Origin of the sequence: Pseudomaricurvus sp. (assembly GCF_965662505.1) — a bacterium.
GTDB lineage: Bacteria > Pseudomonadota > Gammaproteobacteria > Pseudomonadales > Cellvibrionaceae > Pseudomaricurvus.
Genome location: NZ_CBFIHX010000110.1, coordinates 1 through 11,341, shown reverse-complemented (window position 1 = coordinate 11,341; position 11,341 = coordinate 1). Strand labels below are relative to the sequence as shown.

At 50.1% G+C, this 11,341-nt stretch carries 10 protein-coding genes and 1 pseudogene; 3 read left to right on the top strand and 8 right to left on the bottom strand.

Annotated features, from left to right (window positions below; genetic code table 11):
- Window positions 1-487: phospholipase D-like domain-containing protein (locus tag ACTG33_RS13590; RefSeq protein ID WP_439135767.1), on the top strand; the 487-nt coding region annotated here is incomplete at its 5' end.
- A 91-nt stretch (window positions 488-578) separates the two neighbouring features.
- On the opposite strand, the gene ACTG33_RS13585 is transcribed toward ACTG33_RS13590, so the two are convergent.
- The 4 genes from ACTG33_RS13585 to ACTG33_RS13570 form a co-directional block, all read right to left on the bottom strand.
- Window positions 579-1,808 carry an MFS transporter gene (locus ACTG33_RS13585; protein WP_439135766.1) on the bottom strand — a complete coding sequence of 410 codons (1,230 nt, stop codon included), beginning with the start codon at window positions 1,806-1,808 and terminating at the stop codon, window positions 579-581.
- Between the two features lie 184 nt (window positions 1,809-1,992).
- Window positions 1,993-3,282: an ammonium transporter gene (locus ACTG33_RS13580; protein WP_439135765.1), complete on the bottom strand. Its 1,290-nt coding sequence runs from the start codon at window positions 3,280-3,282 to the stop codon at window positions 1,993-1,995.
- A 344-nt stretch (window positions 3,283-3,626) separates the two neighbouring features.
- Window positions 3,627-5,678 carry a transglutaminase TgpA family protein gene (locus ACTG33_RS13575; protein WP_439135764.1) on the bottom strand — a complete coding sequence of 684 codons (2,052 nt, stop codon included), beginning with the start codon at window positions 5,676-5,678 and terminating at the stop codon, window positions 3,627-3,629.
- Window positions 5,675-6,694, bottom strand: coding sequence for a DUF58 domain-containing protein (locus ACTG33_RS13570; protein WP_439135763.1), 1,020 nt, complete (start codon window positions 6,692-6,694; stop codon window positions 5,675-5,677). Before ACTG33_RS13570 ends, ACTG33_RS13575 begins: the two co-directional genes overlap by 4 nt.
- Window positions 6,695-6,897: 203 nt before the next feature.
- Between ACTG33_RS13570 and ACTG33_RS13565 the strand changes: the two genes are divergently transcribed.
- Window positions 6,898-7,467 carry a DUF416 family protein gene (locus ACTG33_RS13565; RefSeq protein WP_439135762.1) on the top strand — a complete coding sequence of 190 codons (570 nt, stop codon included), beginning with the start codon at window positions 6,898-6,900 and terminating at the stop codon, window positions 7,465-7,467.
- Window positions 7,468-7,664: 197 nt separating this feature from the next.
- Window positions 7,665-9,110, top strand: coding sequence for a flavin-containing monooxygenase (locus ACTG33_RS13560; protein WP_439135761.1), 1,446 nt, complete (start codon window positions 7,665-7,667; stop codon window positions 9,108-9,110).
- Between the two features lie 6 nt (window positions 9,111-9,116).
- On the opposite strand, the gene ACTG33_RS13555 is transcribed toward ACTG33_RS13560, so the two are convergent.
- The 4 genes and pseudogenes from ACTG33_RS13555 to ACTG33_RS13540 form a co-directional block, all read right to left on the bottom strand.
- On the bottom strand, window positions 9,117-9,395 hold the full coding sequence (locus ACTG33_RS13555) for a hypothetical protein (RefSeq protein WP_439135760.1): 279 nt from the start codon (window positions 9,393-9,395) through the stop codon (window positions 9,117-9,119).
- Window positions 9,396-9,497: 102 nt separating this feature from the next.
- Window positions 9,498-9,917 carry a hypothetical protein gene (locus ACTG33_RS13550; protein ID WP_439135759.1) on the bottom strand — a complete coding sequence of 140 codons (420 nt, stop codon included), beginning with the start codon at window positions 9,915-9,917 and terminating at the stop codon, window positions 9,498-9,500.
- Between the two features lie 22 nt (window positions 9,918-9,939).
- Window positions 9,940-11,109 carry a lipase family protein gene (locus ACTG33_RS13545; RefSeq protein WP_439135758.1) on the bottom strand — a complete coding sequence of 390 codons (1,170 nt, stop codon included), beginning with the start codon at window positions 11,107-11,109 and terminating at the stop codon, window positions 9,940-9,942.
- Between the two features lie 14 nt (window positions 11,110-11,123).
- A pseudogene (locus tag ACTG33_RS13540) lies at window positions 11,124-11,341 on the bottom strand (hypothetical protein); the annotation flags it as partial.

Here is an 11,341-nt window from a genome sequence, read left to right as displayed (position 1 = left end):
AACCAATGCGCTCAGCACCACGGACGTGGCCGTCGTTCACAGCGGTTACAGCCAATACCGCAAACCCCTACTAGAGTCTGGTGTCCAGTTATGGGAACTGCGCTCGCAAGCCGGTAAACAGCGTCGATTGAAATGGTTTAAGGGCGAGTCTCGTGCCAGTCTTCACGCCAAGTCTTTCGTCATTGACGATGACAAGGTCGTAATCGGCTCAGTTAACCTGGATGGACGATCGATCCTGCAGAATACAGAGATCGGAGTCTATATTGAGAGCCCAGAGATCAACGAACAACTGGCCAACACCTACAAGGAATGGACCATGCCGGACTTTGCCTGGCATCTGACACTGGATGATCAAGGTGATCTGCAATGGCAAGCTGAGGACGATAACGGACAGGAAATCACCTTACACTCCGAGCCCGAATCGACTGGCTGGCAGCGTTTCAAAGTCTGGCTGCTGTCTCTGCTGCCCATTGAATCCCAGATATAGTTGAACGCTGATGCGGGGATAACCTTAACTCTCGCGGGCTACCCAATTCCATGCTCACTGTCTGGATCGGGTTATCCCGTTGAGAATCAGGTTATGGCGTCCTGACACTTTCGGTAGAAATATTCCAAAAAGGACGCACGCCCAAATAGAGCACAAACAACACCAGAGACAGGCCACCGCCAATCCTGAACAGGTTCAACGCACCCCAGCTATGCACTGCATAACCACAGGCCAATGCCCCCAAAGGCGCAGCGCCAAATAACGCCAGCTGATATATGGACAACACCCGACCGCGATAACTCTCATCCACCTGTTGGTGCAGCAAGGATTTACCCAGACTGGCCGAAACCCCTGCCACCACGCCCCAGGCAAACACCAGAAACAACAACCCAAAGGCTTTGGGCTGTGCGGATATCGCCATCATAATAATGCCCGCATAGAGCAAGCAAAACAGTACCGGGCGGCCTAACTGTTCCACCTGGCCGCGGCGGAGCAAACCCAGCGTTGCAACAATATTTCCCCCGACAAAGACAAGCTGCAAGCCGGCAAAATACAACGCATCTTGCTGATAAATATCCCTCGCCAGTAACGGCAACGCGACGACAAACACCCCAATGTGCATAAAGCCGTTAAAACCGACCAAAACCATCAGATGCTTTAATACCCGATGGCGAACAACAAACCGCACACCTTCTGCGATAGAGACCATCGAGGACTGCTGATCGACAACGGGATTCTGATCATTCTGAGAGCGACCTGGCTTGCCTTGTCGTACCAACAGAAAAAACAACACGGCACTGACCGCAACAGCGGCACACTGAATCGCCAACACAGTGGTCACTCCCCACTGCTCCATATGCCCAGCCAGACTCACTCCAATAGCTTGAGCCACATAGACACAAAGACTGATCTGCACCACTGAGGTTTGTAAGCTGGACTCACTGTCTGCGAACTGCGGCAATACTTTCTCCCGCAACGGCTGGATAAACGCATTACAAATACCCAACAACAAGGCATAGCCCAGCAGCATGGGTAAGAAGAGCATTCCCAACCCCACTTGCCATAACATGACGCCATGGCAAACCGCCAGCAAGCCGTACAATCCTGGAAGTAGACTGACGGCTCCGGTTCGATCAGCGAACACACCGCCAAACAGCATCAACACGACCCCTGGCAACAAGACGGCAGACTGCACCCACCCTACTTGATCGGCAGACAAGTGCAGCTCTCCCACGGCAAGCCAGGGCAAAAGCACAATCTGTATACCCATCGCCAGAGCCGCAAAGCCTATGGCCAGCAAATACTTAACAAACAGCCCCAAGGCTTACTCCAGACAGCGCAAAAAGCAGCCATTTTAACGGACTCACAAAGGAACTTCACCCGAAAAGCCGGAGGCTTCAGATCGGCCCTCACGGGCATCGCGCCAGTCCTCATTAAAGAGCGTTTCAGAGGCACAAAAAAGCCCGCGTTGAGCGGGCTTTTCAAGAAGATCAGGATACTCGCTCTCAGAACTTGTAACCGGCCTCTTCGTGGGACGAGATATCCAGACCTGCCGTTTCGGTTTCGGCCGTAACTCGAACGCCACCGGTCAGCACACCAGTCAATTTGAGAAGGACAAATGTTAAGACCCCGGTATAGACAAATGCGACCACAACACCAATCAATTGGGCTTTCAGCTGAGTCAGAATGGAATAGTTCTCCACGCCGGTGCCAAATCCGCTAAAAATACCCAGATCCGGTGAGGCAAAGACGGCAACCAACAGACTGCCTAATACACCACCAATACCGTGCACAGGGAAAACATCCAGAGAATCATCGATTTTCCAGCGACGCTTAACAGTTTGCGTCATGTAGAAACAGATCACACCAGCACTGATACCAATAACCAGGGCTCCAGCCGGGCCAACAAACCCGGATGCCGGAGTAATAGTACCCAGACCGGCGACCATACCCGTTACGATCCCCAGCACACTAGGCTTACCGAATTTGATCCACTCCATCGCCACCCAGGCCAGAGAACCAGCCGCAGCGGAAATGTGAGTCACTGTGATGGCCATAGCGGCATCACCGTTAGCCGCCAGAGCACTACCGCCATTAAACCCAAACCAGCCGACCCAGAGCATACCGGCACCGGTAATCGTCATGGTCATATTGTGAGGCGGCATGGCCGTCGTCGGGAAGCCTTTACGATTACCAATGGCCATAGCAATCACCAGCGCCGCAACACCCGCCGTAATGTGCACCACGATACCGCCTGCAAAATCCACCACGCCCAACTCGGCCATCCAGCCGCCACCCCAGATCCAGTGGCAGATAGGGAAATAGACCGCCAAAGACCAAAGTACACTGAAGATCAACACTGATGAGAATTTCATACGCTCAGCAAAACCACCGACGATCAGGGCCGGAGTGATGATGGCAAAGGTCATCTGAAACATGAAAAACAGGGATTCAGGAATATCACCAGACAGGCTGTCACGCGTCATTCCGTCCATAAAGACCCGACTGAAATCGCCAACCCAGGCGCTGCCTTCGCCAAAACTCAGGCTGTAACCCACAATCAACCACAACAACGACGCCACGCAGGCAATCGCAAAGCACTGCATCAAAATCGACAGTACGTTTTTGGATCGCACCAAACCGCCGTAAAACAATGACAATCCAGGCAAGGTCATAAACAGCACCAGCGCCGTTGCCATCAGCATCCAGGCTGTGTTCGCGCCACTCAGACCATCATCAGCCAACACACCAAAAGGTAAGCAGGCCAAAGCCCCAAATACACTTAATTTTTTCATAATCTCTATCCGCCAACGTTACCTGACGCACGATCATTACTATCCAGAACGAATTCATCGCCCGAACAAAACGAAACAAAAGCGCACCAGAGACAACAAGAAAGGCACCAAAATATTTCTTTATAATTCAGTACGTTACAAAAACCGCACTGATTTGGAGCCACAATAAAGCCATTATTGTGCATAGCACGCCTTATTTTCTCAAGACCAAAACAGGGATGGAATCGCTTCAAACTTAAAATAGTTTAATTTTGCACAACGGTGGTTCAGGAATTCAACCAGGGCACCATTTTGGTGCCCTGTTTTGAGGGGTTTGGAGGCTGATTGCAACAGAGCGGTAGGGTTTACAGTTCTCTCAGGACACGCTGCAAAGACTTGAGGGAATGACGCCACTGGGCGGACGACACCACTTCTCCGGCATATTGTTCGCGCTGGAACAGATCCGCAAAGTCCGATACGGCTTCCGCAATACCGGAATGTTTTGGGCTGACAGACGCCGAAACCCGGGCAGCAAATTCACCCACAGGCTCTCTGTCCAATCGCACCCAGCCTTTGCGCCGGAGAAGTCGCTCGAAACGCTCACACTGATGCAACGCAGGAGGTTTGGGAGCCGGTCGAGCACGCCACCACAAATGCAGACTGATCAGCAACAGAAGACCGCCCCCTACCAACAGAACAAAAAGTACCAACCGCAGAGGGCTGACGCCGCCCAACAAATTGCTCAACAGCTCGCTCTGGGCCTTACTGTCAAAATTAATCACGGCCTTATGCCAACGATAATTTAGGGCGTCCCACTCCATACGCAATTCCGCCACCCACTTAAACTGGCGATAACGCCCTAAAGACAGTGCGCCTTCCACCATGTCAGACTGCAAGTCACCGAGGCTGCGCTCCACCCGATCAGCAGCCACGGCTGCCGTGGGATCCACACGAGTCCAGCCCTGCCCCTCCAGCCAGACTTCCGTCCAGGCGTGTGCATCGTATTGATGAACCACCAGGTAATCATCCGCTGAATTGTATTCGCCCCCCTGGTAACCCGCGACGACTCGGGCCGGGATGCCCGCTGCTCGCATCAACACCACAAAACTGCTGGCGAAATGCTCACAAAAACCACGCTGTGTTTGCCAGAGAAACTCGTCAACGGTATCGCGCCCCAAGGCCGGTGGCTCAAGGGTGTAATCAAAATTATCCCGATAAAAAGCCAAAACCTTGCTCAAATACGCCTGCTCTGAGCCAGCCTGCTGCCGCCATGCGTTGGCCTTCTGCAAGGTTTCAGGGTTAAAGCCGTCAGGCAGAGCCAGCTCTCGCGCTCGCTGCCGAGACGTTAAGGGTTCGGTACTCGCTTGATATTCCAGCTGAGAGGTCACCTCGTACTGCAGGCGCTGATGAACGGGCTGGCGGCGTAGCAAGGTAAAATTCCGGGTCAATCCATAGAGTGGATCTTGCTCAAACGCCACCGGAGCCATCAGACCGTACAACCAGCGTTGATGACTGGCTTCCATGATAATGCTGTAGGTCACTGGCTTAGATAACTCACTATTTCCCGACCCGGATTGTATGCGCCAGTCCGATGGAGCATCGCTGTACCAGTCTACCAATGAGCCATCACGATAGTCCCATTCACGCCCTTTCCTCTGGGTCCAACGGCGACCATCAAATTCCGAAAACACCAAGCCACGCCAATACAGCAGATGCTGGGGAGGCCGTTCTCCGTCAAATGTCACTCGGAAAGCGACGCCTCCAGAGCGGGACAAGCGGGAAAAGTCTCCCGGCGACATGCTGTCACTGACACCGGTTTTTGCAGACTGAGTGGGGTTGGGAACAGACCACAAAGAGCCGAATCGCGGCATCACCAGGAACAGCAGAATCATCAGTGGCACAGTATGCAAAGACAATCGCCCCGCCAACCGCAAACTTCGCCAGGGCCTTTCATGGCCAGAGGGCTGGTGCATGCTCAACAACGAGCAGAGAGCGATCCACACGCACACTGCGCCATACACACTGGCCAGTAGCGTCTGGCTAAAGAGAAACTGCACCCCGATGAGAAAGAACGTCAGATACACCAACAACAAGGCATCTTGACGACGCTGCATTTCCAGCTGTTTCAGCAGCAAGGCACAAATCAGCATGGTCACCATGGGCTCCAGCCCAAGCAACCGGCCAAACGACAGGAACAACCCCGAGACACAGACCGCGACCATCGCGGTCTTGATCAACTTGCCCGGCATGGCCCAACGACCACGGAACTCCTGTAAGCGCCAGATTAACACCAGCCCCCAGAGACCGATCAACCAGTATGGCAACTCCAATAACATGGGAGCGATCGCCAGCCCCTGTGCCGATATCAACCACAACAGACTGTTGCGTGGCAGCAATTGTCGGCCCGTCGCACTCACTTACCACCCTCCGACCGATAGAGCGCCAACGTTTTCAGCAGTTGGTGCTTATGATCAACACCCATCGCAGGCGGAATAGCCTGTCCCGGCAGCCTCAAACCATAGGGCTGTTGTGTCGATGACAACTTGATGACCCAATAACATAAGCGGGACAGTCTGGCTTCTGTCCCCAGCCCCTCAAGTGCATCCCAGTCGAGCCACACACTCTGCTCTCGGTAACTGGCATACTCTTTACTGTAGAGGCCCTGGCCGCGGGCGTAATGTTTCCACGCGATGTGCTTGGGTGAGACTCCAAGCTGATAAGGTTTGAAACCATGAAAATCCTCAGCTCCGGCCTCCTCCATCCTTTCCCCCTCATGAGAAGAAGACTGGCTTAAAGGCATATCGCTTCCGCCCTCCGGTTTCGGATACACCAAAATCGGAGCATCCAGTACCAGCCAACTCCAGCAACGGATGATGCCCAAGGGAAAAAAGCTTTCGACTTTCAAGCGGGGGGGATAATACCACCCACGCTGCTCCCCCCGAGTAAACAGCTTCACTGTTACTGAGTGAGTATCGAGCAAATCGATCGTCGCAGCGCGCCCTTTGGAAAAACTTAACGCAATACTCTCCTTATCCGAAGAGTTGGAGCAGGACACACGTATCTCAACCTCGCCATCCTCTCCCAGAAAACAGGGGGCCGAACCCACAGCATCAACAACCAATCCGGACATGTTGAAAAAGGTGTGATGGATGCAAACGACAAACAACGCGGTGAGAAAAAAAGCCAGTCCAAGCACAATGTTGTTTTCATAATTGGTTCCGGTTAGCCAGAGTAGAACGACCACTGAGAGAAAGCCTACACCGGCTTTCGACGGAACAATAAACAAGCGCTTATTCGAGAGCTGATGACTGCGTGCACGCTTCAAGCGTGGCAACATCCAGGCATCAAAACGTTTCTGCACATATTGACGCAGGTGCCCCACGGGTGAACCAGGCAAGTGAGGTTTCATGGATGAATCAACAGACTGAGACATAAATAACTGATTATTAAGAGCCAAAGACAGTAAACGGCAAGGAGACAACCTTTAATGGCGCTCTTACACTCGGTATTGATTATATAAACGCCACTATAACTGATATCGGACACCTGATCATACCCGCAAGGGCAACCTCCCCCTGCTCGTAAATTTTGTTACTATAACGGCCTTTCTTCACATCAAATAAGCGAACATCTCTTATGGCTGTACACTCCGGCGATCGGGCGCACTGGGAAAAAATTGCATTTATCACAGCACTCTGTGAACGACACCAGCCCAACTACGCTCTCTACTGCGAAACCATTGGAGAACCTGAGAAAGCCGACCAGTTACGCAAGGTCTTGAACAAGGTGTGGGAGTATCTGGCCGGGCAGCTTAAATCCATGAAGAATCTGGAGAAGGCCCTGCTTCAACTGGAGGAAATTACACCAGAGCCTACCGAGGATGATGGCTATGGCGTTTACCCGGCACTGGATTGCTGCCTGCTTCTGACCAGTGCCTTACAAATGATTTTGGATGACAGCGCGGATGACCTGGAAGCGGCCGAAGGCCTTTCGCTAGCTACCGTCAGCCATTTTATTGCCTTTGCCGAAGACCTTGAAGAATTCGACCCATCACAGCAACAGCATGAGCTCTACGATCAGGAGCAAGAACTTCAGCAGTGGCTCAAAACCTGTTTGACCAGCCCAGAATCTCAGTCTGACATCATCAAACAGCTGCGTAAGCGCCTGAACGAGTTCGAGAGCAGTAATTTGGGCATTGCTATTTAACAATCTTAGGACCTCCAATCCTCATAGTCTCCTCTGGAGACCTGCCTTTCCCTCTCTTTTCCCCCCCCTTACAAAACCGTTAAATCCAGGCCATTCACTATGGCCTGAACCAACCTTTCTTGCATCCGCTGGAACCGGCAGAATTAAGCTGTGCGTATAACAATAAATCTAACCGTGGCAACACATTGAGGGTAAAAATGCACAAAGTGCTGATCATTGGCAGCGGCTTCTCCGGAATGAGCCTGGCAATCCACCTGAAGAAGGCCTCTATTGATAATTTCGTCATCCTCGAAAAGGCTGATGAAGTGGGTGGCACCTGGAGAGAAAATACCTATCCAGGCGCTGAATGCGATGTCCCTTCGGTGCTGTACAGCTATTCCTTTGAGCAGAACTCTGCCTGGCAATACAAATGGTCGGAGCAGCCTCAAATATTTGCATACCAAAAACAGATTGCTGAGAAATATCGGCTTTACGAGCATATTCGGTTTAACCAAGAGGCTGTTTCTTCATCCTTTGATACACGCCGCAAGCTCTGGATTGTCACGACACAGACGGGTGACACATTTGAAGCCCAACACCTGGTCACAGCCGTCGGTCAACTGCATCACCCCTCGATCCCTGATTTTTCAGGTAAAAACCGATTCACTGGACAGCAATTCCATTCAGCGCAGTGGGATCATTCCATCGATTTTTCCGGAAAACGCGTTGCGGTGATCGGGAATGCTGCCAGCGCCCTGCAATTTATTCCTCATCTTGCGACTCAGGCCAAACAGCTTACCGTCTTTCAGCGCAGCCCTAATTGGGTGTTACCAAAACAGGATCGGCCCTACTCCAATCTGGAAAAGAACATCTCCAAACGCCTGCCCTGGCTGGCCAAACTGTACAGATTCAGCCTTTGGCTTCGCTGTGAACTGCTGCTGTATAAAATGATGGAAGGTAACAACCTTGCCAGCAAATGGGGAGAACGCGAAGGACGTCGCTATCTGAAACGAACCATAGCGGATCCAGTCATGCGCACCCAGCTGACGCCCAACTACCCTATTGGCGCGAAGCGGATTCTATTTTCAGATGACTATTATCAGGCTCTGGATCGCGACAACGTGAACGTGGTAACCAGTGCTATTACAAAGATCACTGAGACAGGCCTCAGCACTGAGGATGATCAAACTACGGATGCTGATGTTATTATTTACGGCACTGGATTCAAAACCAACCCGTTTCTGGCGTCAATGCACATAACCGGAACCAACGATCAGTCACTGCACGATCATTGGAATCAGGGTGCTCAGGCCTACTTGGGGATCACTACCCACGGCTTTCCCAACTTCTTCATGATGTATGGCCCAAATACAAATCTGGGGCATACCTCGATTATTGTGATGATTGAAAGCCAATCCAGATACATTGTAGAATGCATCGAAACCATGGATCGGGAAAACTGGAAAACCCTTGAGGTTACTGAAACAGCAGAAAAACACTACAACGCACAACTGCAACAAAGGCTCAACAAAACAGTATGGAGCCAAACCGGAGAAAGCTGGTACAAAGATAAAGGAAAGATCACCAACAACTGGGCTGGCCGTACTTTTGAATACATCCGGAAAACCAGAAAAGTCGACTGGAACTCATTTGAAAAGAGCTAATCTATATTAGCTCGCCACGGACAGATTCTTTATCGATGCCTTGTTCCCCAGCCTATTCTTCACCACAGGTGGCTGGTGAGACTGCTCGTACAGACGAAAACTCTCAATGATGAACATAAAGTCCTGACGAAACTTTGTAAAATCACCACCACCGGCCCAGCAGTATATCGAATAAAAGCGCTCCCGCCCTTCGTAAACTGCCAACAGATAATGAGTGCCGCCACTCATATCCCACAGAATAAACTCAGACAGGGACAGCGGCCAGCCGGTAGTTTCCGCAAACAATGGCTTGCAGGAATGAATGATTTCACAATTACTTGATCTGGATACCGCAGACTTCAACACAGCCTGGCTGTATGAGTAGTGGCTGTGCGGCTCGTGAAAATCTTATTTTTTCTGGGGGATAACAATACAGAATGCCTGTCCCTGCTCATTACCTGCCTGGATAGTAGCTTTCGGGTTTAGACTTTCGAATCGACTCCAACCTTGGGGGAACTCGAGCGATTCGAGTTGCTTATGCACTACAGGGCCACAACCAGAAGTGATTTCTTTCCCAGATCGTAAAGTGGAAAAGACTGTTTCGCCTCGCTCCTGAATTTCAGTATGCCAACCAAGCCCCCAGAACAATCGCATCAGAGACTTCGCCCGTTCTTCAGAGAGGCCTCTTTTAATCGTTTTGGAAGAACTTCGAAACAAAGTATTCAATTGTGCCGGTGTTAATTCGAAACGCTTCTGCAATGCAGCTATAGCGCTAACAACATCCCCACCCGGCCTAACAACAGGCATAAACACAAGAGAAAATGACAAATCAGAAGTCCCGCCTTAAATGTTACAGGGCACGCCCATTTGCCAAGGTGTTGCTCAGTGCTTGATGTGCCATGTCATTAGCTTTTTTTGACAAAAGAACAAACATTCGTCGAATGCTTTCTCTGCTTAAATCAGAAGACTTGATAGTTTTTGCCCAACCTAGGAATTGAGCAATTTTCTTCATTAAATAAACAACCCACTCGGAAACCAGCTCATCAATATGGATCGCCTTATCGAGAATGTACGCGAGCTTATCCATTATCGTAAACATACTGCTTCCAACAAAATCAAAAGAAAAACTCACCGCCTTCATACACTTTTTCAAAACATAAGTGATTGCATCACTAATCCAATTAAGCGTCTCCAAAGGAGAAGGTAGTTTAACATTTCCTTTCAGCCAGATTTTCACCGACTGTTCTGTTTTTACCATATCTCGCAAACTATGGACCTGAGGCCAACTCTTTTTCTTTACACTTTGCTCATATTTATCCATAGAGTGCCACTCTGCACCAGGCACAATATTAGGTTTTTTAATTTGGTAAGCATTATCTTTATACGGAGCATGGACAAATGGCCAAACAGGAATACAGGGAACAATATCTGATGAGTGATAAACGCGATAAATATTGGGCTTACCTATGAGAGAAGTGTAGCCGGTAGCAAAGTCACTAAAACCAACCCGCGGTGCGCCATAAGTATAAACCTTAGGAGTGAATTTCATCTCTTTTTTGAGCCATTCACCAGCCAAAGAGGCCAAAGCGCCGCCTAAGCTATGACCAACACAATGAACCACCGTTCCTGCATCAAACTCTGAGAGATGGCACTTAATAGCCTCTTGCATAGATTTAAAGGCTATATTGAACCCATCATGGACTTTTTTACCACAGCACGATCTGCTATATAAAATATTGGCATTTGAAAGCCAATCAGCCAAATACTGTGTTCCCCGAAAAAGAACAACCACTTGTCCTTTGTAGTTCTTCTTTCCCACCAGCACAAAACCAAAAGCAGTTTTCACCTTAATACAACCTGGTCCACCCGTCTTACCTAATAGCATATTAGAGCCGGCAAATTCAAACTCACCATTAAATGTCGTATTCAGCAGTTTGACCGCTGTCTCCAGATCATCTTGTTTCGTCAAAGCATAAACACTATTTGCTAAAGCAGAACTTTGAGTAGGCGTGAATTCCATATCAGTCTCTTTCGTTAAAATCCGTTATCAATCTCATCATGCTCTGCATCCCAAGTGCAACGGGTCACAAACGCGTTTCCATCTATATAAAATGCAACATCTTCATCAGTAAGTTCGCAGGATATCTTGAAGGGCTCCCCGCGCGATTCCGTTAGCTCTTCGGGCTTACGCTTCACACCAGAATAAACTTTCTGAGCCTCCCCTGAAATTTCAACTTTTAGAGTTTGCCCTA

What these genes read in the sequence shown, in the direction of transcription:
- ACTG33_RS13580 (WP_439135765.1), bottom strand. Translation starts at nt 3,282, where the DNA reads ATGAAAAAATTAAGTGTATTTGGGGCTTTGGCCTGCTTACCTTTTGGT.
- ACTG33_RS13570 (WP_439135763.1), bottom strand. Translation starts at nt 6,694, where the DNA reads ATGTCTCAGTCTGTTGATTCATCCATGAAACCTCACTTGCCTGGTTCA.
- ACTG33_RS13565 (WP_439135762.1), top strand. Translation starts at nt 6,898, where the DNA reads ATGGCTGTACACTCCGGCGATCGGGCGCACTGGGAAAAAATTGCATTT.
- ACTG33_RS13560 (WP_439135761.1), top strand. Translation starts at nt 7,665, where the DNA reads ATGCACAAAGTGCTGATCATTGGCAGCGGCTTCTCCGGAATGAGCCTG.
- ACTG33_RS13545 (WP_439135758.1), bottom strand. Translation starts at nt 11,109, where the DNA reads ATGGAATTCACGCCTACTCAAAGTTCTGCTTTAGCAAATAGTGTTTAT.